The following is a 24,193-nucleotide window of genomic DNA, read 5'->3' as shown; positions in this document are numbered from 1 at the left end:
GACAAAGAAAAAAGGAGTCCGCCTGTGGCTATTCGCTATGGCAAGGGGCTGATAGGAGGTGCGGTTGTCGTCGCTCTCCTGGCCCTGCTGGTCCACTGGATTGGCATCAACACGATCGAACATTACCGCGACGATTTGTTGTTTTACCTGCAAGCTCACCTGATTCTCGTCCTTGTTTCCATGCTGGCGGCCCTCGTTGTGGGCATCCCCGCCGGTATCTTCCTCAGCCGCCCGACCATGGTAGGCCGCGCTGAACGCTTCATGCAGATCTTCAACATCGGCAACACCGTGCCGCCTCTCGCCGTACTGGCCATCGCCCTGGGGATCCTCGGCATAGGCAGCGGCCCCGCGATCTTCGCGCTGTTCCTCGCCTCGCTGTTGCCGATCGTGCGCAACACCTATGAAGGCCTGAAAAACGTCCAGGGTTCACTCAAGGAAGCGGCCGTCGGCATCGGCATGACCCCGACTCAGGTGCTGTGGCGGGTCGAACTGCCGAACGCTGTGCCGATCATCATCGGTGGCGTGCGCGTGGCGCTGGCGATCAACGTCGGGACCGCACCGCTGGCGTTCCTGATCGGTGCCAACAGCCTGGGCAGCCTGATTTTCCCTGGCATCGCCCTGAACAATCAGCCGCAACTGCTGCTCGGCGCGGCCTGCACCGCCCTGCTGGCCTTGCTGCTCGACGGCCTGGTGACACTCGCCAGCCGCCTCTGGCTCGAACGCGGCCTACGCCCGTCTTAAGCCTCGGCAAAGGAATATTTATGAAAGCTTTCCACCTAAAAGGCATGACCTTAATCATGGGCTGCGTTCTGCTGTTCGCAGGATTTGCCCAAGCCGCTGAAAAACCGGTGATCCGCATCGGCGCCCGGGTGTTCACCGAACAAACCCTGCTGGCGGAAATCACTTCCCAATACCTGCGCACCAAGGGTTACGACACCCAGGTGACCGGCGGTCTGGGCAGCAATCTGGCCCGCAGCGCCCACGAAAGTGGCCAACTGGATTTGATGTGGGAATACACCGGCGTGTCGCTGGTGGCTTACAACCATGTCACCGAAAAACTCGACAGCGCCCAGTCCTACGCCAAGGTAAAAGAACTCGACGCGAAAAAAGGCCTGATCTGGCTGACCCCGTCGAAATTCAGCAACACCTATGCCCTGGCCTTGCCGGAAAGCACCGCGAAGGCTTACCCGCAGATCAACACCATCAGCGAGCTGAACACGGTGCTGCAGGCTGAGGCGAAGACCAATCACCTGGTGGCGCTGGACACCGAGTTCGCCAACCGTTCCGACGGTCTGGACGGCATGGTCGACCTCTACGGCATGAACCTGACCCGCAAAAACATACGGCAGATGGATGCAGGTTTGGTCTACACCGCCTTGCGCAATGGCCAGGTATTTGCCGGTCTGGTCTACACAACCGACGGTCGTTTGAATGCCTTCAAGCTCAAACTGCTTGAAGACGACAAGCACTACTTCCCGGATTACACCGCCGCGCCAGTGGTGCGTCAGGACTACCTCGACGCCCATCCAAAACTGGCGGAAGAAATAAAGCCGCTGGCGGAACTGTTCGACGACGCCACCATGCGCCAACTCAATGCGCGGGTCGATGTCGATCACGAAAGCCCTTCATCCGTTGCCGCCGATTTCCTGCGCCAGCATCCATTGAACTAAGGAGGAAAAGCCATGGAATTTCTCAACGCCTTTTCCCATCTCGACTGGCCGCTGGTGCTGCACCTGACCTGGCAGCACATCACCTTGGTCGGCATCGCCGTGACCTTGGCGATTCTGGTCGGCGTGCCGCTCGGCATTTTGATGACACGTTTCCCGACACTCGCCGGTCCCTTGCAAGCCAGCGCCACCGTGCTGCTGACCGTACCGTCGATTGCGCTGTTCGGCCTGCTGTTGCCGTTCTACTCCAAATTCGGCCAGGGCCTGGGCCCGATGCCGGCGATCACGGCGGTGTTTCTGTATTCGCTGCTGCCGATCATGCGTAACACCTACCTCGCCCTGACCGGCGTCGACCCCGGCATTCGCGAAGCCGCGCGCGGCATCGGCATGACCTTCGGCCAGCGTCTGCGCATGGTCGAACTGCCGATCGCAGTGCCGGTGATCCTCGCCGGTGTGCGCACCGCCGTGGTCATGAACATCGGTGTCATGACCATCGCCGCCACCATCGGTGCCGGTGGCCTCGGTGTACTCATTCTCGCTTCCATCAGCCGCAGCGACATGTCGATGCTGATCGTCGGCGCCGTGCTGGTCAGTCTCCTGGCCATCTTCGCCGACCTGCTTCTGCAATGGCTGCAACGCACGCTGACTCCAAAAGGACTGCTCAAATGATCGAACTTCAAAACCTCAGCAAGACCTTCCAAAGCAACGGCAAAGATGTGAAAGCCGTGGACTCGGTAAGCCTGACCGTCAATGAAGGCGAGATCTGTGTGTTCCTCGGGCCATCGGGCTGCGGCAAAAGCACCACGCTGAAAATGATCAACCGCCTGATCAAGCCGACCTCGGGCAAGATCCTGATCAACGGCGAAGACACCACCGACCTCGACGCCGTGACCCTGCGTCGCAACATCGGTTATGTGATCCAGCAAATCGGCTTGTTCCCGAACATGACCATCGAGGAAAACATCACCATCGTTCCGCGCCTGCTGGGCTGGGACAAACAGAAATGCCACGACCGCGCTCGCGAGTTGATGAGCATGATCAAGCTCGAGCCCAAACAGTATCTGAATCGCTACCCCCGTGAGTTGTCCGGTGGCCAACAGCAACGGATCGGCGTGATTCGTGCGCTGGCGGCGGATGCACCGCTGTTGCTGATGGACGAACCGTTCGGCGCGGTCGATCCGATCAACCGCGAGATGATCCAGAACGAGTTCTTCGAAATGCAGCGCGCGCTGAACAAGACCGTAATCATGGTCAGCCACGACATCGACGAAGCCATCAAGCTGGGCGACAAGATTGCGATCTTCCGTGCCGGCAAGCTGCTGCAGATCGATCATCCGGACACGCTGCTGGCGCATCCGGCGGACGACTTTGTCAGCAACTTCGTCGGTCAGGACAGCACCCTCAAGCGTCTGTTGCTGGTGAAAGCCGAAGATGCGGCGGACAACGCACCGTCGGTGAGCCCGGAAACGCCAGTGGCTGAAGCCCTGGAGTTGATGGACGAACTGGACCGTCGTTATGTTGTGGTCACCGATGGTGAGAACAAGGCGCTGGGTTATGTACGACGTCGCGACTTGCACCGTCAGACCGGTACTTGTACGCAATACCTGCGCGAATTCAACGCCACCGCAGCGTACGACGAGCATTTGCGCATCCTGTTGTCACGGATGTACGAGTTCAACCGCTCGTGGTTGCCGGTGATGGATGCCGAGCGAGTGTTCCTGGGGGAAGTGACTCAGGAATCGATTGCCGAGTACCTGAGTTCCGGTAAGTCCCGTGGCGGCAAGACCAGCATTGTTTCGCCGGCCGAGACTGCTGTCGCCTGATCTGACGCCTTCGCGGGCAAACCTCGCTCCTACAGGTGCGGTGTCGTACGCAACATCACGGCATGCCGCAACCCTGTAGGAGCGAGGCTTGCCCGCGAATGGGCCAACTCGATTTATCTGAATCCCGCCAAAATCCCCTTATCCGGGGAACATCACACTGTCATGCAGGTCGGTTACATCAGTAACTGTCGGGGACCGCACGACGGAAGCGTGCAAAAACGCGACATTTTTTGTTGATCTCAAGCCCCTCACGCCCTAAAGTTCGCGCCGAACGTCCATGCTGGAAACGATCCATCCGGCTCAAGTACTGACGACGAGACAGCAAGGCCAAGGGAAGCACCGCCTCCCATGGCCTTTTTGCTTTCGGCGACATGCCTTGGGAAGTAGGCGAACCAAAGTGGGGATACGGAGGACGTTCAGGAGGGTGTGTCATCAATGAAATCACGAGTGCGATTTCATTGATGACACACCCTCGCACCCATTGATAATTTCAGTTTGCCAGTAGGAGTTCCCAGCATGTCGATCAACGTCGAAGACTATTTCGCGCGCGATACCTTCAACAAAATGAAGGCTTTCGCCGACAAACAAGAAACCCCGTTCGTGGTGATCGACACCGCGATGATCAGCCAGGCCTATGACGACCTGCGCGCCGGTTTCGAATTCGCCAAGGTCTACTACGCGGTCAAGGCCAACCCGGCCGTCGAAATCATCGACTTGCTCAAAGAGAAAGGCTCGAACTTCGACATCGCGTCGATCTACGAGCTCGACAAAGTGATGAACCAGGGTGTCGGCCCGGATCGCATCAGCTACGGCAACACCATCAAGAAATCCAAGGACATCCGCTACTTCTACGAGAAGGGCGTGCGTCTGTATGCCACCGACTCCGAAGCCGACCTGCGCAACATCGCCAAGGCTGCACCGGGCTCGAAAGTCTACGTGCGCATCCTCACCGAAGGCTCGACCACCGCTGACTGGCCTCTGTCGCGCAAATTCGGCTGCCAGACCGACATGGCCATGGACCTGCTGATCCTCGCTCGTGACCTGGGCCTGGTGCCATACGGCATCTCGTTCCACGTCGGCTCGCAACAGCGCGACATCAGCGTCTGGGACGCGGCGATCGCCAAGGTCAAAGTGATCTTCGAACGCCTGAAAGAAGAAGACGGCATTCACCTGAAGCTGATCAACATGGGCGGTGGCTTCCCGGCCAACTACATCACCCGCACCAACAGCCTGGAAACCTACGCTGAAGAAATCATCCGTTTCCTCAAGGAAGACTTCGGTGACGAACTGCCGGAAATCATCCTGGAACCGGGCCGCTCGCTAATCGCCAACGCCGGAATCCTGGTCAGCGAAGTGGTGCTGGTCGCCCGTAAATCCCGTACCGCGGTAGAGCGATGGGTGTACACGGATGTGGGCAAGTTCTCCGGCCTGATCGAAACCATGGACGAAGCCATCAAGTTCCCGATCTGGACCGAGAAGAAAGGCGAGATGGAAGAAGTGGTCATCGCCGGCCCGACCTGCGACAGCGCCGACATCATGTACGAGAACTACAAGTACGGTCTGCCGCTGAACCTGGCGATTGGTGATCGTTTGTACTGGTTGTCGACCGGTGCGTATACCACCAGTTACAGCGCGGTTGAATTCAATGGATTCCCGCCGCTGAAGTCGTTTTACGTGTAAGCGCTAGACGCTCAAAACAAAAAGCCCATGACGTGTCATGGGCTTTTTTGTGTCTGACATTCCAGGCTGTCGGAGCAACTTTTATCGGTTTTCTCTCACATGCCAAAGACGAAGGATGTAGAGCGTGGAGCCTTGAATCTCATACCGCATTTCGTAATGGCCGACCAAAAGTCGTCGCACATCTCGCGGTTCAAACTCGTCGACTCGCTCTCCGATCCGAGGATTGCTGATTAACGCTTCGGGAGCCTGAGTGAGAGATTGCACGGTACGGGCTGCCGCAGGACGATTGACTACCGCAAAAAAATCAAAAAGTCGGGCGAGATCCGATAACGCCTTGCTCGTCCACTTCAACTCCATCAGTACGGTACCGGCAACGGTTTATCAGTGCCCAAACTTTCTGCCCAGGCTTGGACAGACTGATGATCAATCACACGTCCGGCGTCAACGTCAGTCATTGCCTCACGAGTAAGCCGGCTGCGGTCCTCTTCCAGATCGACCCAGTCAGCAAGCGCTTGCTTCACGATCCAGCCCCGTGAACGCTCCAGCTTCGCAGCCATCTGATCGACTTTATCAGCTAGCTCCAACGGGACATGGGCCGTCAGCACTTTGGTTGCCGCCATGATTTCGTCTCCAGGAAGCAATTGATGAGATGTGATTAGTTTCCAATCATAGTGATTTAAACCAGCTCAACAACCCCTGACACGGACCGCTCATCGCTCATCTGAGCGACGCGCTGATGATAGAGAGCCGCTAACTCACGAATTTGTGGATTCAAGGCGCTCAACAGCGCCTTGCTCGCCACCCGCAGAAAATTCAGATTCCCCGCCTCCATCGCCTTGCGTAACCAACCCAGCGCTTCTTCGATATGTCCCTCGTCAGCCAGCACCGCGGCATAACTGAACTGCCCGCGAAAGTCACCGCCGAGCGCCGAGCGTCGATACCACTCACGCGCAGCTTGCGGATCCGCCGGACACTCCCGTCCTTGTTCCAGATAACGCCCCAGCAGGTTCATCGACTTCGCATGACCCAGCTCAGCCGCACGGCGATAAAGGTTCAACGCTTGCAACTGATCCTCAGTCACCCCGCGTCCGGTGGCCAGCAGATTGGCGTAGTTGTACATCGCCCAATCCAGCCCGGCGTCGACGGCGATTCGATAATGCCGCGCAGCAATCGAGGCATCCGCCGCACACCCCCAGCCATGTTCATGACAACGACCGAGCATGTTGCGCGCCATCAAGTGCCCGCCCTGAGCCGCAATCGCGAACCAGCGCAGCGCCAGCGCCTGATCCATCGCGATGCCCTGGCCGTCGAGCAGGATCTGCCCGAGCAAGGCCTGAGCGTCGAGCACGCCTTCGCGGGCAGCGATCAGAATCGCCTGCGCCGCACGAGCGGGGCTTTCCTCCAGCATGGCTTTGAGCGAATCACCATCGAGGACTTCCTCGCGGCGCAATTGAAAACTCATACGTCGACCCAGCGACGCAAGAGGTTGTGATACGTGCCCGTTAGGCGGATCAGCGACGGGTGATCGGGCATGTCCTGAGTCAGTTGCTGGATCGCCCCGTCCATCTCGTACAGCAACGCGCGCTGACTGTCTTCGCGCACCAGGCTTTGGGTCCAGAAGAACGACGCATAACGCGTGCCGCGGGTGACGGCGTTGACCTTGTGCAGGCTGGTGCCGGGATACAGGACCATGTCCCCGGCGGGCAACTTCACGCGCTGGGTGCCGAAGGTGTCCTGGATTTCCAGTTCTCCGCCGTCATAGTCGTCCGGTTCGCTGAAAAACAGCGTCGCTGACAGATCGGTGCGAACCCGCTCGATACCGCCCTTGGGCTGGCGCACGGCGTTGTCGATATGAAAGTCGAAACTGCCGCCCGCCGTGTAACAGTTCAGCAACGGAGGAAAAACCTTGTGCGGTAACGCTGCGGACATGAACAGCGGATTTTTCCACAGCCGCTCCAGCATCGCCGCGCCCACTTCCTTGGCCAGCGGATGACCTTCAGGCATTTGCAGGTTGTGCTTGGCTTGGGCCGACTGGTAGCCGGCGGTGATTTTTCCATCGGCCCAATCTGCCTGCTCCAGAGCCTCGCGGATGCGCTGCACTTCTTCTTTCGCGAACACGCCGGGAATGTGCAGCAGCATGGGATGACACCTGGAGGTAAAGAGGCGGCAATGGTATTGATTCTTATTGACCGTGTAAAACCCCCACGACGAACGAATCATCAAAAACCGTAAGGTTAAATTGTAAAGAATGTAAATTCCTCGCGAATAGTAACGTTTCGCAATTGATACAAATACGCGTCTACCCTATATTCCGCGGCCTCAAATCCTTGGGGAGGGGAATTCACATGTCACGCCAACAATCACAATTACCGGTCAGTTCACCGCGTTTGCTCGCGTCTGCAATTGGCGTGGCGATCACGGCCGGCTCAGCCGGACACATGGTTTTCGCGGCGCAAGAGACCGAGGGAAAAGCGCCGGGCAATGCGATTTCCCTGGGCGCAACCGCCATCACTGGCGAAGCTCAGGACGCGACGTCCTACAACGTCGAAAAAGCCTCCTCGCCCAAGTACACCGCACCGCTGGTGGACACACCGCGCTCGGTCACCGTCATCCCGCAGCAGGTGCTCAAGGACACCGGCGCCCTCAACATGCAGGACGCACTGCGCACCGTTCCGGGCATCACCTTCGGTGCCGGTGAAGGTGGCAACCCACAAGGCGATCGTCCGTTCATTCGTGGTTTCGACGCTCAGGGCGACACCTATCTGGACGGCGTGCGCGACACCGGTTCGCAGAGCCGCGAGATCTTCGCCGTCGAATCGATCGAAGTCAGCAAAGGCCCGAACTCGGCCATTGGCGGCCGTGGCGCGGCGGGCGGCAGCATTAACCTGGTGAGCAAAAAGGCGCACTTGGGCGACTCGTTTGACGGTGGTTTTACCTGGGGTTCGGACCAGACCCAGCGTTACACCCTGGACGGCAATTACCAGTTCACCGACACCGCCGCTGGCCGTCTGAACCTGATGAGCCACGAAAGCAATGTCGCCGGCCGTGACAGCGTCGATTACGACCGCTGGGGCATCGCGCCGTCGCTGGCGTTCGGCCTGGGCACCGACACCCGGGTCAACCTCGATTACTACCATCTGGAAAGCAACGACACGCCAGACTCGGGCATTCCGTACACCATCCCGGTCGCCGGTTCCGCCGCCCGCACCAAGTCCAACCCGGACAAGCCGTTCGCCGGTGGCGATGACAGCAACTTCTACGGTCTGGATCGCGATTTCCGCAAGGGCCGCACCGACACAGCAACCTTCGCCATCGAGCACGACCTGACCGATGCGCTGACCGTCAAGAACACCCTGCGCCACGGCAACAGCATGCAGGATTACATCCTGACCCAGCCGGATGACAGCAAGGGCAACGTCAATAACGGCAGCGTCTGGCGCCGGGCCAACACCCGCGTCAGCAACACCGAGACCACCACGAACCAGACCGATCTGTTTGGCGACGTCTACATCGCCGGGTTCAAGAACAGCTTCTCCACCGGTATCGAGTTGAGCCACGAGGAAAGCGAAAAATCCTCGTACAGCGTCAACACCGACACCACCCCGGCGACGGCTGCAGCGACAAACAACTGCCGCCCGGCGATCATCGGCGCACCAAGCGGCTACAACTGCACCTCGCTGTCCAACCCGAACCCGAACGATCCATGGAACGGTGCAATCTCGCGTAACTACGCCGGCACCGATACCAAAGCCAACACCTATGCGCTGTACGTGTTCGACACGCTGGAATTGTCAGAACAATGGCTGGTGAACATGGGCCTGCGTTACGACCATTTCGACACGAAGTACAAAACCTACAACGCGTCCAGCGTGACCACCTCCAAAGGAGATGATGTCAGCGAGTTCGTGACCGGCCAGTTCGGCGTGGTCTACAAACCGGCCGAAAACGGCAGCATCTACGCGTCCTATGCCACCTCCGCCACGCCGCCGGGCAACACCCTGGGCGAAGGCCAGGAAGGCAATCCGTTGGGCGGCACTCCGGATCGCAACGGCAATCTGCTGAGCAGCGACATGGAGCCGGAAACCACCAAGAACTACGAAATCGGCACCAAGTGGGACTTGCTGAACGATCGCCTGTCGCTGACCGCCGATATCTTCCGCACCGAGAAAGAAAACGCCCGCGTACAAGTCGATACCACTTCGTATGAGAACGCTGGCAAAACCCGCGTTCAAGGTATCGAACTGTCGGCCACCGGCAAGATCACTGAAAAATGGCAAGTCTTCGCCGGTTACGCCTACATGGACAGCGAGCAAGTCGACGGCGGCCCACTGGGCAAAGCCAACGATGGTAACGAGCTGCCTAACACCCCGAAAAACAGCGCAAGCCTGTGGACGACCTATCAAGTCACGCCGAAGCTGACCATCGGTGGCGGTGCGTTCTATGTTGACGATGTATTCGGCAGTGTGGCCAACACCACCATGGTCGATTCCTACGTTCGTTACGACGCAATGGCCGCGTACAAGTTGACTAAAAACGTCGACTTGCAACTGAACGTGCAGAACCTGACCGACGAAACCTACTACGACAAAGCCTTCTCGACCCACTTCGCCAACCAGGCGGCAGGCCGCACGGCATTGCTGAGCACCAACTTCCACTTCTGATTGCCAGCCACACCGCAATCCCCTGTGGGAGCGGGCTTGCTCGCGAAGGGGCCATCACACCCGATAAAGGTGTCGACTGATACTCCGCATTCGCGAGCAAGCCCGCTCCCACATGGGATGTGGGTGAGGCTGAAATCAGGCCAAGCCCCGTTCATCTACATGAACGGGGCTTTTGTACGTAAAAAAGAATGTTTCTCAGCAACCCACGGCATAATGCGCGCCGTGATGATTATTTCGAACGAACAAGGCGAGCGACGTGTTGAAGAAAACCCTGTTCCAGTTGCACTGGTTTTTCGGCATCAGTGCCGGACTGGTCCTGGCCCTGATGGGCATCACCGGGGCGATGGTGTCGTTTGAGGATGAAATCCTCAGCGTGCTCAATCCTTCCGTGCTGCAGGTCGAAAAGCAGGTTGCCGGTGTGCTGCCGCCCGCCGAACTGGTGGAAAAAATCGAGGGCGCCTCCGGCAAAAAAGTCGCGATGCTCTGGGTCGATACCGACAGCGGCAATGCCGCGCGGGTGAGTTTCACACCGCCACCGGGCGAACGCCGTGGCGAGATGCGCTACTTCGATCCGTACACCGCCGAGTTCATGGGTGAAGCCACCGGCCAGGACTTCTTCGGCCTGATGCTGCAACTGCACCGTTTCCTCGCCATGGGCGATACCGGGCGGCAGATCACCGGGGCCTGCACGCTGATCCTGGTGTTTTTCTGCCTGTCCGGTCTGTACCTGCGCTGGCCGCGCCAATGGAAAAACTGGCGCGCCTGGCTGACCCTCGACTGGAAGAAAAAGGGCCGCAGTTTCAACTGGGACCTGCACTCGGTGGCCGGCACCTGGTGCCTGGTGTTTTACCTCCTGTCAGCGCTGACCGGGTTGTCCTGGTCCTATGAGTGGTACAACAAGGGCCTGACCCAATTGCTTTCCGACGCTCCGCAAAACGAGCGCGTGCGCGGCGGTCGAGGTCCTGCGCCAAGCGGCCCGGCGCCCACCGCCGATTACGCCGCCATGTGGAGCAGCATCTACAGCGCCGCAGGTCCGGCACTCAGTGCCTACAACATCCGCATGCCGCCCGTGGCCGGCCAACCCGCCACCGTTTTCTACCTGTTGAACACTTCGCCCCATGACCGTGCGCTGAACCAGATCACCCTCGATCCGGCCACCGGCCTCGTCAAACGGCATGACCGTTACAGCGACAAGAGCCTCAAGGCGCAGTTGCTGACCAGTATCTACGCGCTGCACGTGGGCAGTTACTTCGGCATCGTCGGGCGGATCATCCTGACCCTCTCCGCGCTGACCATGCCGCTGTTCTTCGTCACTGGCTGGTTGTTGTACCTGGACCGTCGCCGCAAGAAAAAACAGATCAGGGACGCCCGCAAAGACTTCGCGCAAACGGGCAGCAATGCACCCGCTTGGTTGATCGGCTTCGCCAGCCAAAGCGGCTTTGCCGAGCAACTGGCGTGGCAGACCGCCGGGCAATTGCAGGCGGCCGGCCTGCCGGTGAAGGTTCAGCCGCTGGCGAATGTCAGCGAACAGGATTTGCGTGAATCCAGCAATGCGCTGTTCGTGGTCAGCACCTTCGGCGACGGCGAAGCACCGGACAGCGCCCGGGGTTTCGAGCGCAAGGTGCTGGGCCAGGCGTCGAACCTGGAAAGCCTGAATTATGCGGTACTGGGTCTCGGTGATCGCCAGTATCAACACTTCTGCGGCTTCGCCCGACGCTTGCACACCTGGCTGGGCGAACATGGCGGCAAGACCTTGTTCGCCCCGGTGGAAGTCGACAGCGGCGACCCTTACGCCTTGCGTCACTGGCAGCAGCAACTCGGTCTGTTGACCGGGCAAGCGCCGGTCGACACCTGGCAAGCCCCGAGCTACGACCACTGGACCCTGACCCGCCGCGAGTTGATGAACCCGGACAGCAGCGGCTCACCGGTGTACTTTCTGGGCCTGACCGCCCCGACGACCAGCAGTTGGCTGGCGGGGGATCTGGTGGAAATCCTGCCACGCAATTGCCCGTGGGCGATCGAGCATTTCCTTGATGGCCTGGGCATTGAAGGCCGGGCTATGGTGACCTTCGACGGACTGTCGCAACCGCTGGAGCAAGCCCTCGCCAGCCGACAACTGCCGGAAAACAGAACCCACCTGGTCGGCCTGCACGCGCAAGCGCTGGCCGACGCCCTGGTGCCCTTGGCCCTGCGCGAATACTCCATCGCCTCGATCGCCGCCGACGGCGTGCTCGAACTGATCGTGCGTCAGGAGTTGCATGCCGATGGCAGCCTGGGCATCGGCTCCGGTTGGCTGACCGAACACGCGCCGGTGGGTGGCACCATCAGCCTGCGAGTGCGGCGCAACAGTGGCTTCCACCTGCCGACCGAGCCGGTGCCGATGATCCTGCTGGGCAACGGCACCGGGCTGGCCGGGCTGCGCAGTTTGCTCAAGGCGCGCATTACCGATGGGCAGCAACGGCATTGGTTGCTGTTCGGTGAGCGAAATCGGGAATACGACTATCTGTGCCGCGATGAGCTTGAGGAGTGGTTGACGTCAGGTGATCTGGAGCGACTGGACCTGGCGTTCTCGCGGGATCAGGCCGAGAAGATTTATGTACAGGATCGGCTGCGTGAGTCTGCGGATGAGCTGAAAAAATGGTTGGCCGACGGCGCCGTGATTTACATCTGCGGCAGCTTGCAGGGAATGGCTTCAGGCGTGGATCACGTACTCAACGAAGTGCTCGGGATTGAAGAAGTGGACCGACTGATCGAACAGGGCCGTTACCGCCGCGACGTCTACTGACAACCCGCACTCCCTGCAGGAGTGAGCCTGCTCGCTATGAGGTCATCACATTCAACAGCTTCGTTGACTGTGAGATCGCCATCGCGAGCAGGCTCGCTCCTACAGGGGGCTGGCGTACGACCATCAGACCGGCTGCACTTTCTGCTCAAACACCGCCACCCCATCCAGATCCCGTAACACCACACTCATCTCCCCCGTCTGCCCATCGATATTCACCTCGCCAAAAAACTGAAAACCGGCAAACGGCGAGGTGTTTTGTGCCAGCGGAGCTTTCTCGAAAACCACTTCGGGCCCGAAGGTCTTGTCCAGCGGATTGGGTCCGAAGCTCCCGGCATTCAACGGCCCGGCCACAAACTCCCAGAACGGCTCGAAATCCTGGAACACGGCGCGATCCGGGTGGTAATGATGCGCGGCGCAGTAATGCACATCCGCCGTCAGGAACACGTAATTGCGCACCTGCTGCGCCCGTAAAAAGCCCAAGAGTTCAGCGATTTCCAGTTCACGTCCCTGGGCCGGTCCGGGATCACCGTTGGCCACCGCTTCCCAGCGCGCCACACCCGGGCGGACCTCTCCGTCGGGAACGCCGAGGCCGATCGGCATGTCGGCGGCGATGACTTTCCATTGGGCAGTGGAGGCTTTTAACGAAGCCTTGAGCCAGTCGAGTTGCTCACGACCAAGAAACGGTTTGCCGGCGCCGAGGTTGTCGTCATTGGCTTCGCGATAGCTGCGCATGTCCAGCACGAACACATCCAGCATCGGCCCATAGCCAAGCTGGCGATAAATCCGCCCGCCGCCATCGGCGCTCTGTAGACGCATGGGCGCATATTCGAGCCAGGCCTGGCGGGCGCGGCCCACCAGGCTGTGGATATCTTTGCTCTTGTATCGGTCATCCAACTGCTTGCCCGGTGACCAGTTGTTCACCACTTCATGGTCGTCCCACTGCCAGATCTGCGGGACTTCGGCGTTGAAGCGACGGATGTTTTCGTCCATCAAGTTGTAGCGATAGTTGCCACGGTAGTCGTCGAGGGTCTCGGCGACCTTGCTCTTGGCTTCGCTGGTGATATTGCGCCACACCCGGCCGCTTTCGGTGGTCAGTTGCGCCGGCACCGGGCCGTCGGCGTAGATGGTGTCGCCGCTGTGGATAAAGAAGTCGGGCAGGCGCAAACGCATGGCTTCGTAGATGCGCATACCGCCGATGTCCGGGTTGATGCCGAAGCCCTGGCCGACGGTGTCGCCGCTCCAGACGAAACGAAGGTCGCGCCGGGTTTGCGGCACGCTGCGCAAGTGGCCGAACCAGGGTTCGCTGGCGACGCCGCTGTGGGCGTCTTCGAAATACACGCGATAGAAAATCGACTGATCGGCCGGCAGGCCCGTGAGTTCGACCCGTGCGGTGAAATCGCTGCGCGCATCGGCCAATGGCGAGACGAATCGACGGGGGTTGCTGAACAAGCTGCGGGTGTCCCATTCCACCACCATCCGCGCCGGCCGGTCGCTGCGGCTCCAGATCATCGCCCGGTCGCCCATCAGATCGCCGGACTGCACGCCATCGGTGAGTTGCGGACGGTCCTTGACCGAGGCGATGACGGCCGGCGCCAGCCCTGGAAGCAAAAGCCCGGCGCCGACGGCTTGCATGACACGCCGGCGGCCGAGGTCGAATTCGCTCATGGTGTTCTCCCTCAAAAGGAAAACTAAAGCACGTGCGCATGAAACCGGTGTGACACCGCGCGCCCATGTAGGAGCGAGGCTTGCCCGCGAAGACGGTTTAACATTCAACAAAATATGTGTCTGTCAGTTCGCCTTCGCGGGCAAGCCTCGCTCCTACAAGGTTGGTGTCAGGCCTTGGCGGGTTCCAGTGCCATCTCAACAACTTCCGGCCGCTTGAGCAGCGCATACGCCACCGCCGTCAACAAACTCCCCGCCACAATCGCCAGCAGGTACAACAGCGCATGGTTGATCGCATTCGGGATCGCCAACACAAACAACCCACCGTGCGGCGCCATCAGTTTGCAGCCGAAATACATCGACAACGCACCGGTCAATGCGCCCCCGGCAATGCTCGCTGGAATCACCCGCAACGGGTCTTTGGCAGCAAACGGAATCGCCCCTTCGGAGATGAAACACAGCCCCAACACCAGCGCCGCTTTACCCGCCTCGCGTTCGGCCTGAGCAAACTTGCGCCGTGCGATAAACGTGGCGATGCCCAAGCCAATCGGCGGCACCATGCCGGCGGCCATGGTCGCGGCCATCGGTGCATAACTTTGCGAGGCCAGCAGCCCGACCGAGAACGCATACGCGGCCTTGTTGATCGGTCCGCCAAGGTCGACGCACATCATTCCGCCGAGCAGCACACCGAGCAGAATTGCGTTGGTGGTGCCCATGCTGTCGAGGAAGTGTGTGAGCCCCTCGAGCATCCCAGCCACCGGTTTGCCGACGATGTAAATCATCACCAGGCCAGTGAACAGGCTCGCCAGCAACGGGATGATCAGGATCGGTTTCAGCGCCTCAAGACTTTGCGGCAAGCGTGCGTATCGATTGATCGCCTGCGCCGCGTAACCGGCGATGAAACCGGCAATGATCCCGCCGATAAAACCGGCGCCCAAGGTGCTCGCCAGCAGGCCACCGATCATCCCCGGCGCCAGCCCCGGACGGTCGGCGATCGAGTAGGCGATGTAACCCGCCAGCAACGGCACCATCAACTTGAATGCAGTCTCGCCACCGATCTGCATCAGTGCGGCGGCGAGTGTGCCTTCCTCCTTGAATGCGGTGATACCAAACACGAACGACAACGCAATCATCAAGCCGCCCGCCACCACCATCGGCAACATGAACGACACGCCCGTCAGCAGGTGTTTATAGACGCCGGTCTTCTCCTGTTTGGCCGGGCCTTTGGCGCCGGTCGATGCGGTTTCCTGCTTGCCTTCGGCCAGCGCTTTATTCAGCGTCGCCTCGGCTTGTTTCAACGCAATGCCAGTACCGCAGCGGTAGATTTTCTTGCCGGCAAAACGCTCGGTGGCGACTTCGATATCGCACGCCAGCAGCACCACATCGGCATCGGCAATTGCCGCAGCGCTGAGTGGATTGCGCGCGCCGACCGAGCCCTGGGTTTCCACTTGCAGGTCGTAGCCCAGACGCTTGGCTGCTTGCTGCAAGGCTTCGGCGGCCATGAAGGTGTGAGCGACACCCGTCGGACACGCCGTGATCGCCACCAGGCGTGGCGCGTTTTGAACGGTGGCAGCAGGTTGCGCGACCGCTTCGGGCGCGACATACACCTGAGCGTCTTCAGCGCCCCGGCGCAGCACCGCTTCGACATCCTGCAACGCCTGGGCCGGCGTACTCTGGAACACGCGTTTGCCAACAAACCGCGACATGTCCACCGGCGTGCTGGTGACCAGCAACACCCACTCGGCGGCTTCAATCGTGGCCGCCGACAGCTGACGTTCCGGATGCGCAGCATCCACCACTTCGACGCTGGTGCTCCAGCCCTGACGCTGGGCCGCTGCATCGAGCAAACGGGCGCACAGCACACTGGTAACCATGCCGTTCGGGCAGGCCGTAACAATGGCTAACTTCATGACAAACCCTCTTATTGTTCTGTCAGGGTGCGGATGCGCACGCCCTGTTCGAGCCGCGCCAACTGCGCGACATCGCCAATTCCAAAGCCGATCTGCGTGACCGCCATCGCGGCAATCGCCGTAGCGGTGCGCAAGGTCTGTTCAGGCGTGTCGGCGCTGAGCAAACCGTGGAGCATGCCGGCCAGCAACGAATCGCCCGCGCCCACGGTGCTGGCGACGCTGACCTTGGGCGGCGTGGCATGCATCGCCGTGCCGACACTGAACCAATTCACGCCATCGGCACCGTGGGAGATCACCACATGCTCGATGCCTTGAGCGCGCAAACGGCTCGCCGCTTCGGCTTGCGCCGCCACCGATATCACCTCGCAGCCCAGCGCGTCGGCCAGTTCTTCAGTGTTCGGTTTGATCAGCCAGGGGCCGGCCTTGAGCGCAGCACGCAAGGCTTCGCCGCTGGTGTCGAGGGCGACGTTCAGACCGAGGTTTTTCAAACGCTCAATCAACGCCTGCAACCACTGAGGACTGATCCCTTGTGGCAGGCTGCCGGCCACAACGACGGCGTCATGACCGGGCGCAATCTGATCAAGTCGATCCAGCAACGCTTGCTGCGCGGCCTCATTGACCATCGGTCCTGGCCCGTTGATGTCGGTGATGCGCCCATCGTTTTCCGCCAGTTTGATGTTGCTGCGTGTCTCACCGGGCACCCGGATGAACGCATCGACAAACCCGCGTTTGGCGAACAGGGTTTCGAACGCTTGAAGGTTGTCTTCACCGAGGAAACCGCTGACCGTCAGCTGATGCCCGAGGTCGGCCAGCACCTGCGCCACGTTCACGCCTTTACCGGCGGCGTGGGTGTGCATCTCGTCGCTGCGATTGACGTGGCCGGGCTCAAGACGCGGCAACTGCACCGTCAAGTCCAACGCCGGGTTGAGCGTAAGGGTCAGTATCTTGGCCATTACAGGGCCTCCACTAATGCGCGCACTTCATTGGCGCTGCCCACGGCCAGGGCCTGTTGGGCGAGAATTCTGGTTTGGCTCAGGCTGAGTTCGCGGATGCGCGCCTTGACCTCGGCAATGCTACGACCGGACACGCTGAGCTCGTCCACGCCGAGACCGACCAGCACCGGCACCGCCAGCGGGTCGGCCGCCAGCTCACCGCACACGCCGACCCACTTGCCGTTGGCATGGGCCGCGCGCACGGTGATGTCGATCAATTGCAGCACCGCCGGGTGCAAGCCGTCAGCCTGGGCCGACAAGGTTGGATGACCGCGGTCGATGGCCAGGGTGTATTGGGTCAGGTCATTGGTGCCAACGCTGAAGAAGTCCACTTCCTTGGCCAGCACTGGAGCAAGCAAGGCCGCCGATGGCACCTCGATCATGATCCCCAGTTGCAAGTCGGCGACGGGGATTTCCAGACGCAGGCGTTCGGTCATGTCCCGTGCCTGGCGCCACTCATCAACGCTGCCGACCATCGGGAACATAATCCGCAACGGGCGGTTGTCCGCCGCACGGAGCAAGGCGCGCAATTGCGCTTCCATGATCTGTGGACGCTGCAAGGTCAGGCGAATGCCACGCACGCCGAGGAACGGGTTTTCTTCTTTCGCAATCGGCCAGTACGGCAGTGGTTTATCGCCCCCGACATCGAGGGTGCGAACGACCAAGGGACGACCAGCCAGGCCATCGAGGACGCGGCGGTATTCGACTTCCTGGGTCGCCTCGTCCGGCGCCTGGGAATGGGCCATGAAAATCAGTTCGGTGCGCAGCAAACCAATGCCTTCGGCACCCTGCTCCACCGCGCTGGTCACGCCTGCGCTTTCGCCGATGTTAGCGAACACTTCGACCGCGTGGCCGTCGGTGGTCAGCGCCGGTTGATGACGTTGTTCGGCGGCGGCTTTCAGGCGTTGTTCGCGGGTGTCGCGTTCTTCGGTGGCGCGCTGCAAGGTCGCCGCGTCGGCGTCCACGTGCAGACGACCGCGCTGACCGTCAATCAGCAACGGCGTGCCCGGCGCCAGCAGCAACACCGCTGCACCGGCACCGACCAAGGCCGGGATGCCCAGCGCCCGGGCGACAATCGCGCTGTGAGCGGTCGCGCCGCCACGGGCCGTGAGAATGCCGGCCACGCGGGTTGGATCGAGACGGGCGACGTCGGACGGGCCGACTTCGTCCATCACCAGAATGTACGGCTGATCGGGTTCACTCGGGGTTTCGACGCCGCTGAGTTGCGCCAGCACCCGACGGCCAATGTCGCGCAAGTCAGCGGCCCGTTCGGCGAGCAAGGCGTCCTGCAGCGATTCCTGTTGTTTGGCCGCGGCTTCGATCACCGCCATCCACGCCGCTTCGGCGCTTTCGCCTTGCTTGAGGCGGGTGTCGACTTCATCGGTCAGTTCCGGGTCGTCGAGCATTTCCTGGTGGGTGATGAAAATCTCGCGAATGGCCTTGGATTTGCTGCGCTCGATCAAACCTTCGATGTCGCGACGCACGTGCGCCAACGCCTGTTTGAGACGCTCGCGCTCGATGGCGGCGGACTCGCCACGCAACGGGTAATCGATGGTTTGCAGCACTTGAATGTGCGCCGGGCCAATGGCGATGCCCGGTGCAGCGGCAATGGCCTGGACCAGGCTGCCGGACGCTGGCGCGAGGAGCACTTCGGCGACATCGGCAAACACCTCGCGCTGCTGGCTCACGGCGGGCAACGGCTCGACTTCTTCGCCCAAGCCCTCTTCGATGGCGGCGAGCAAGGCTGGCAAGGCGTCGGCGGCGATGCTCGGTTCAGCGACGAATTCCAGCACCTGACCGCGCCGGGCGCCGAGGCTGAGCAATTTGCTCAAGCTCTTCACCGACACGGCGCTGTCCTGACCATCGACGATGCGCACGCGGATTTCGCCTTCAAAACTCTTCGCCAATTGCGCAAGAATTTTCGCCGGGCGTGCGTGCAAACCGTGGGCGTTGGCCAACGCAATGCGCGCACTCGGCCAATCCGCCGGCAGTTCACCGCCCAGCACTTCGAGGACTTTACGGCTGCTGGTGGCGCGGCCCAATTCGTGGCCACGGCCTTCGATCAGCAACGCACAAAGACGCTCAAGCAAGGCCTGATGGGCTTCGCCGAGGCTGGCCAGGCAGAACAGACCGCTGAGCGGCTGGCCGAGGTAGCGCATGGGTTTGTCGGGGGTGACGAAGGCCAGGCCCGGGCGCTTGACCGTTTGTTCGCTGTGCAACCACCACAAGCCATCACCCAGCGGCAGCGCCTCGACTTGCTGCAAAACAGCGGAGAAACCGTTGCTCACGCAATCCGCCTGACGCAGCAAGCGCGCACCGCGCCACACCAGTTCTTCGAAGTCATCGGCGGAGACACCAAGGCCGATCATCTGTGCATCCAGCGCCAGTTCTTGCGGCGCGCCTTGCAGCAGTTTCAACAAGGCTTCGGCGGAACTGGCGCGACGCAGGGCCTGGCCGAGGTCGGTTTCACCGAGGGCGCGGGTCAGCAGTTGCAGCAATCGCAAGTGCTCATCGGATTTGGCGGCGATACCGATCGCCAGGTACACGATCTGGCCATCGCCCCAATCCACGCCTTCGGGGAACTGCATCAGCCTCACGCCGGTGGAAAACACCAGATCGCGGGTTTGCGGCGTACCGTGGGGGATGGCAATACCTTGACCGAGAAAGGTCGAGCCCTGGGCTTCTCGCGCCTGCAAACCGGTGAGATAACCCTCGGCCACCAGGCCATCGGTGACCAGATGCCGGGCCAGCAATTGCAAGGCTTCGGACTTATCCACGGCCGACTGGCCCATGGATATCTGCTCTATGGTGAGCTCGAGCATGCTTTCTCCTTTTTGGCGTCTGTTGGCGCCAGGTATTGTTTTGAATGATTCAGCTTAGGCGCTTAGTCATCATTTTTGGCGGTTTCGCGGCAGAACCGGCCAAATGCGCTTATAACGTAGAAAATACGCCTGCTGAAACGTTTAATCTAGAATGATTGGCACGTTACTCGATAATGTCCCATCCTTGAAGTCCAACTTGTCGGATGTGTTCAGACCATGGTCGTCTGCCCGAATCGGGTAGGATTGGCGAAAATGTCGGCCGAAAAACAAGGAAAGCCCGCGTTGAAACTCAGTGATATCGCACAGTTGGCCGGTGTGTCCGTTACCACCGCCAGTTATGTCATTAATGGCAAGGCCGAACAGCAACGGATCAGCAGTGCCACCGTCGAGCGCGTTCGTGCGGTCGTCGAACAACATGGCTTTACGCCCAACCCTCAAGCGGCCGGGCTGCGCAGTCGGCACACCCGCACCTTGGGCTTCATTCTGCCGGACCTGGAAAACCCCAGTTACGCACGAATCGCCAAACTGCTGGAGCAAGGCGCCCGGGCGCGCGGTTATCAATTACTGATCGCCAGTTCCGACGATGCGCCGGACAGCGAACGGCAATTGCTGCAGCTGTTTCGTGCCCGACGCTGTGATGCGCTGATCGTCGCCAGTTGCCTGCCCGCCGGTGATGACAGTTATCGTCAGTTGCAGGCCAAAGGTATTCCGATCATCGCCATCGACCGGGTGATGGAGCCTGAGCATTTCTGTTCGGTGATCAGCGATGATCGCGAGGCCAGCCTGCAACTGACCCGCAGCCTGCTCGACCCTCTGCCCAAGCAAATCGCGCTGATCGGTGCCCGTCCTGAACTGAGCATTAGCCAGGAACGTGCCGCCGGGTTCAAGGAAGCGTTGAGCGGGTTCAAAGGCGACGTGCTGATCGAGCATGGCGAGTCGTTCAGTCGCGAGTGCGGCAAGCAGTTGATGGAAGAACTGCTGCAGCGCCTGGGGCATTTGCCGGATGCGCTGGTGACCACGTCCTACGTGCTGCTTCAAGGCGTGTTCGATGCCTTGCACGACTTCCCGCTGAAAACCCGTCCGCTGCGCCTCGGCACATTCGGCGACACGCAGTTGCTGGACTTCCTGCCGCTACCGGTCAACGCCATGGCCCAGCAGCATCAGTTGATTGCCGACAAGGCGCTGGCGCTGGCCCTGGCCGCCATCGAGCAGTCCGATTACCAACCCGGCGTGCAAGCCATCGCGCGGACCTTCAAGCAGCGTATTCGCCAGGACTGAACCGTGGAGCTGATCGACAGCCACACTCATCTGGATTTTCCGGACTTCGACGAGGACCGCACGGCGCTGCTCGCCGAAAGCCGCGCCCTCGGGGTGCGGCGGATGGTGGTGCTGGGGGTTTATCAGGGAAATTGGCAGCGGGTCTGGGACCTGGTGCAAAGCGATCCCGACCTGCATGCGGCACTCGGTTTGCACCCGGTGTACCTGGACCAGCATCGCCCTGACGATTTACTCGAACTTGGTGACTGGCTGACTCGCCTGGCGGGTCATCGGCAATTGTGTGCCGTGGGTGAAATCGGTCTGGATTACTTCATCGAAACCCTCGACCGAGACCGCCAGCAGGCTTTGTTCGACGCACAACTGCAACTGGCGGTGGACTTCAATCTTCCGGCGCTGATTCATGTGCGGCGCAGCCATGCCGCGGTGATTGCCACGCTTAAACGGTTTCGACTGAAACGCGCGGGCATCATCCATGCCTTCGCCGGCAGCAAGGAAGAGGCTCGCGAGTACATCAAACTCGGTTTCAAACTGGGCCTGGGCGGTGCCGCGACCTGGCCGCAGGCGTTGCGCATGCACCGCGTCCTCGCCGATCTGCCCCTGGAGTCGGTGGTGCTGGAAACTGATTCACCAGACATGGCGCCTGCCATGTTTCCCGGTCAACGCAACAGCCCGGCGCACTTGCCGGCGATCTGCTCGGCACTGGCCGGGATCATGGCGATCAGCCCTGAGCAATTGGCGGCAGCGAGCACGGCCAATGCCTGTGAGTTGTTCAACTGGTAAATCAGCCCTGCACAAAAACCTGTGGGAGCGAGCCTGCTCGCGAATGTGGTGTGTCAGTCACTCATGAATTCGACTGATACACCGCTTTCGCGAGCAAGCCCGCTCCCACATTTTGATCCCTGTGTGCCGTCAGACCCGAAACGCGCTGATCAGTTGTTTGAGTTCCACCACCTGGGCTGACAACGCACGACTGGCGTCCTCGGTCTGGTGCGCACCTTCGGCGGTGCGTTCGCCCGCACGGTTGATCTCTATGATGTTCTGATCGATGTCGTGAGCCACGGCGGTCTGCTGCTCCACCGCGGCGGCGATCTGTTGGTTCTGGTCGACGATCATACCGACGGCCCCGAGGATGTTTTCCAGCGCCTGCTGGACTTTTTCCGATTGCCCGACGGTGCCATCGGCCACCTGATGGCTGATGCCCATGGCTTTCACCGCCGCGCCGACACCGTTGTGGAGCTTGGTAATCATCTGCTCGATTTCTTCGGTCGATTGCTGGGTGCGCTTGGCCAGGGTCCGCACCTCATCGGCCACCACCGCAAAACCACGCCCCTGCTCACCGGCACGAGCGGCCTCAATGGCGGCGTTGAGCGCCAGCAGGTTGGTCTGCTCGGCGATGCTTTTGATCACTTCCAGCACGCGGCTGATGGACTGGCTGTCGCTGGCCAATTGGTTGATGACCCGCACCGACTGATCGATCTCACTGGCCAGTTGCGCGATGCTGCCCTGCTGGGACGCTACCAGGCCGCGACCGCTGATGGTCTCGTCGTTGACGCTGTGAGCGCTGCTGACCGCCGCGGCGGCACTGCGCGCCACCTCAAGGGAAGTGGCCGACATCTGATTCATGGCCGTGGCGACCTGCTCGATCTGCGAGCGCTGCCCCGCCACCGCCTGATTGCTTTGGGCAGAAACACTTTCGACCTGCCCGGCCTGGCGCTCGACCTCATTCACGGTCTGGCCTACGCGCTCGATCAGGTCATGGATTTTTTTCACGGTGCCATTGAACACCTCGCCCAGCTCGCCCAGCTCATCGCGACTTTCGGCGCGGAAGGTCACCGTCATGTCGCCCGCCGCCACTTTGTCCAGCGTCGCGCCCAAGCGTTTGAGGGTGGTACGAGTCGAAGCGTAGAAGCCGCCATAGAGGTAGAAAATCAACACAAACACCACCGACAGCGCCACGGCCTGCAAGACCATGTGGGTGCGGTTCTGCTCCAGTCGCTGCTGTAACTGGGTACCGAGGAATGTCAGGGTCGCTTCATTGAGTTGGTAGGTCTGGTCCATCAGGCCGGTGACCTGATCGTAAAAAGTCTGCCACGGCGCATCGAGGGTGTCGGCCATCACCACCTGTTCTTCGAACAGCTCACTGGCCTTTTTCAGCGAGGCCTTGCTGCTCTCGGCCTGGGCGGTCAGGGTGTCACGCGCCGCTTTGCTGGAGCCCAATGCATCATTGAGCTTCAGACCGTATTCGCCCTGAAGCTTTTCGATCTGCGCCAGCAACTCATCGAATCGGGTGCTCGACGACGAATTCAGAAAACCTTGCCCAAGCGAATAGGAACCCATCGCCCGGCCGTCGCCCAGGATCTGGGTCACCGGCGGAGTCACGTTGGTAATGAGTTCGCTGAGCTGACGCATGTCGCTCTGGGTATCGCGGCTCAGGCCGGCCTGACTGGCGATGATCTGGCTGAAAATCTGTGCGCTGCCGAGCAACTTCCCAATCATTCCACTTTTGCTTTGCAGGGAGGTTTCCGCTTGCTGGGCCTTGAACGCCGCGATCATTTCATCGCGTTTGCCATCGAAAACCGTGATCTGTTCCGGATCAGTGGTCATCGCCGTCAGCCCTTGCAGGCGGGCCAGAACGCTTTGCTCCAGGGCGCTGATCTTCGTCTCGACATTACCGGCCTTGCCAGACTGGCCAAGGGTGACGTTGATTTGCACCAGGTTGTTCAGGGTTTCCAGATCACGCCGCAGGGTCAGGCTGCTGCCGAGCAGGTCGAGGCTTTGCAGTTCGACCTGTGTGCCCTGGAATTCACGATAGGAGTCGCGGACCAGGTAGAAGTTGGTCACCAGCATCGGCACGAGGAACAGCACACTGATCAGGCTGAACTTCATGCCGAAGCTCAGGCGATTCATCAGCGC

Annotated in this window: 18 protein-coding genes; 9 read left to right on the top strand and 9 right to left on the bottom strand. The window is 60.6% G+C overall.

What is annotated here, in order from left to right; translation table 11 throughout:
- Window positions 1-24 precede the first annotated feature (24 nt).
- From ACA051_RS04195 to ACA051_RS04175, 5 genes are all read left to right on the top strand, one after another.
- Entirely contained in the window at window positions 25-741 is a 717-nt protein-coding gene (locus tag ACA051_RS04195) for an ABC transporter permease (RefSeq protein WP_054049992.1), read from the top strand.
- Window positions 742-761: 20 nt separating this feature from the next.
- Window positions 762-1,670: a glycine betaine ABC transporter substrate-binding protein gene (locus ACA051_RS04190; RefSeq protein ID WP_497307986.1), complete on the top strand. Its 909-nt coding sequence runs from the start codon at window positions 762-764 to the stop codon at window positions 1,668-1,670.
- Between the two features lie 12 nt (window positions 1,671-1,682).
- Entirely contained in the window at window positions 1,683-2,336 is a 654-nt protein-coding gene (locus ACA051_RS04185; RefSeq protein ID WP_046054361.1) for an ABC transporter permease, read from the top strand.
- Window positions 2,333-3,490: an osmoprotectant ABC transporter ATP-binding protein OsmV gene (locus tag ACA051_RS04180; protein ID WP_497373623.1), complete on the top strand. Its 1,158-nt coding sequence runs from the start codon at window positions 2,333-2,335 to the stop codon at window positions 3,488-3,490. Before ACA051_RS04185 ends, ACA051_RS04180 begins: the two co-directional genes overlap by 4 nt.
- A 516-nt stretch (window positions 3,491-4,006) precedes the next feature.
- Window positions 4,007-5,170, top strand: a complete 1,164-nt coding sequence (locus ACA051_RS04175) for a type III PLP-dependent enzyme (RefSeq protein ID WP_033058084.1) — start codon at window positions 4,007-4,009, stop codon at window positions 5,168-5,170.
- Between the two features lie 81 nt (window positions 5,171-5,251).
- Here the strand turns inward: ACA051_RS04175 and ACA051_RS04170 are convergent, their stop codons facing one another.
- Genes ACA051_RS04170 through ACA051_RS04155 form a run of 4 tightly spaced genes read right to left on the bottom strand, consistent with a single transcriptional unit; the run spans window position 5,252 to window position 7,309 of the window.
- Window positions 5,252-5,527, bottom strand: a complete 276-nt coding sequence (locus tag ACA051_RS04170; RefSeq protein WP_497373620.1) for a type II toxin-antitoxin system RelE/ParE family toxin — start codon at window positions 5,525-5,527, stop codon at window positions 5,252-5,254.
- Window positions 5,527-5,790, bottom strand: coding sequence for a CopG family ribbon-helix-helix protein (locus ACA051_RS04165; RefSeq protein WP_497307979.1), 264 nt, complete (start codon window positions 5,788-5,790; stop codon window positions 5,527-5,529). Before ACA051_RS04165 ends, ACA051_RS04170 begins: the two co-directional genes overlap by 1 nt.
- A gap of 56 nt (window positions 5,791-5,846) precedes the next feature.
- A complete protein-coding gene (locus ACA051_RS04160; protein ID WP_497307977.1) occupies window positions 5,847-6,632 on the bottom strand; it encodes a tetratricopeptide repeat protein in 786 nt (261 codons plus the stop codon).
- Window positions 6,629-7,309 (bottom strand): Fe2+-dependent dioxygenase, encoded by a 681-nt coding sequence (locus ACA051_RS04155; RefSeq protein ID WP_497373618.1) that lies wholly within the window; start codon window positions 7,307-7,309, stop codon window positions 6,629-6,631. Before ACA051_RS04155 ends, ACA051_RS04160 begins: the two co-directional genes overlap by 4 nt.
- Window positions 7,310-7,515: 206 nt before the next feature.
- Between ACA051_RS04155 and ACA051_RS04150 the strand changes: the two genes are divergently transcribed.
- Both ACA051_RS04150 and ACA051_RS04145 read left to right on the top strand, forming a co-directional pair.
- Window positions 7,516-9,831, top strand: coding sequence for a TonB-dependent receptor (locus tag ACA051_RS04150; RefSeq protein WP_497307973.1), 2,316 nt, complete (start codon window positions 7,516-7,518; stop codon window positions 9,829-9,831).
- Between the two features lie 256 nt (window positions 9,832-10,087).
- On the top strand, window positions 10,088-12,616 hold the full coding sequence (locus ACA051_RS04145) for a PepSY domain-containing protein (protein WP_497373616.1): 2,529 nt from the start codon (window positions 10,088-10,090) through the stop codon (window positions 12,614-12,616).
- A gap of 123 nt (window positions 12,617-12,739) precedes the next feature.
- On the opposite strand, the gene ACA051_RS04140 is transcribed toward ACA051_RS04145, so the two are convergent.
- From ACA051_RS04140 to ptsP, 4 genes are all read right to left on the bottom strand, one after another.
- Window positions 12,740-14,281 (bottom strand): alkaline phosphatase D family protein, encoded by a 1,542-nt coding sequence (locus ACA051_RS04140; protein WP_497373614.1) that lies wholly within the window; start codon window positions 14,279-14,281, stop codon window positions 12,740-12,742.
- A 167-nt stretch (window positions 14,282-14,448) separates the two neighbouring features.
- Window positions 14,449-16,188 carry a PTS fructose-like transporter subunit IIB gene (locus tag ACA051_RS04135; RefSeq protein WP_497373612.1) on the bottom strand — a complete coding sequence of 580 codons (1,740 nt, stop codon included), beginning with the start codon at window positions 16,186-16,188 and terminating at the stop codon, window positions 14,449-14,451.
- Window positions 16,189-16,199: 11 nt separating this feature from the next.
- Window positions 16,200-17,141, bottom strand: a complete 942-nt coding sequence (gene pfkB, locus ACA051_RS04130; RefSeq protein WP_497373610.1) for a 1-phosphofructokinase — start codon at window positions 17,139-17,141, stop codon at window positions 16,200-16,202.
- Window positions 17,141-20,002 carry a phosphoenolpyruvate--protein phosphotransferase gene (gene ptsP / locus ACA051_RS04125; protein ID WP_497373608.1) on the bottom strand — a complete coding sequence of 954 codons (2,862 nt, stop codon included), beginning with the start codon at window positions 20,000-20,002 and terminating at the stop codon, window positions 17,141-17,143. Before ptsP ends, pfkB begins: the two co-directional genes overlap by 1 nt.
- 282 nt (window positions 20,003-20,284) lie before the next feature.
- On the opposite strand from ptsP, the gene cra reads away from it, so the two are divergent.
- On the top strand, window positions 20,285-21,280 hold the full coding sequence (gene cra / locus ACA051_RS04120; protein ID WP_463852090.1) for a catabolite repressor/activator: 996 nt from the start codon (window positions 20,285-20,287) through the stop codon (window positions 21,278-21,280).
- A 3-nt stretch (window positions 21,281-21,283) separates the two neighbouring features.
- A complete protein-coding gene (locus ACA051_RS04115) occupies window positions 21,284-22,060 on the top strand; it encodes a TatD family hydrolase (protein WP_497373606.1) in 777 nt (258 codons plus the stop codon).
- Window positions 22,061-22,189: 129 nt separating this feature from the next.
- On the opposite strand, the gene ACA051_RS04110 is transcribed toward ACA051_RS04115, so the two are convergent.
- Window positions 22,190-22,894 carry a methyl-accepting chemotaxis protein gene (locus ACA051_RS04110; protein WP_497375501.1) on the bottom strand — a complete coding sequence of 235 codons (705 nt, stop codon included), beginning with the start codon at window positions 22,892-22,894 and terminating at the stop codon, window positions 22,190-22,192.
- Window positions 22,895-24,193: the final 1,299 nt, after the last annotated feature.

The sequence above is a fragment of the Pseudomonas sp. LBUM1669 genome (assembly GCF_059695705.1).
Note: the sequence above shows the minus strand (reverse complement) of the source record. Positions and strands in the feature narration are given on the sequence as shown.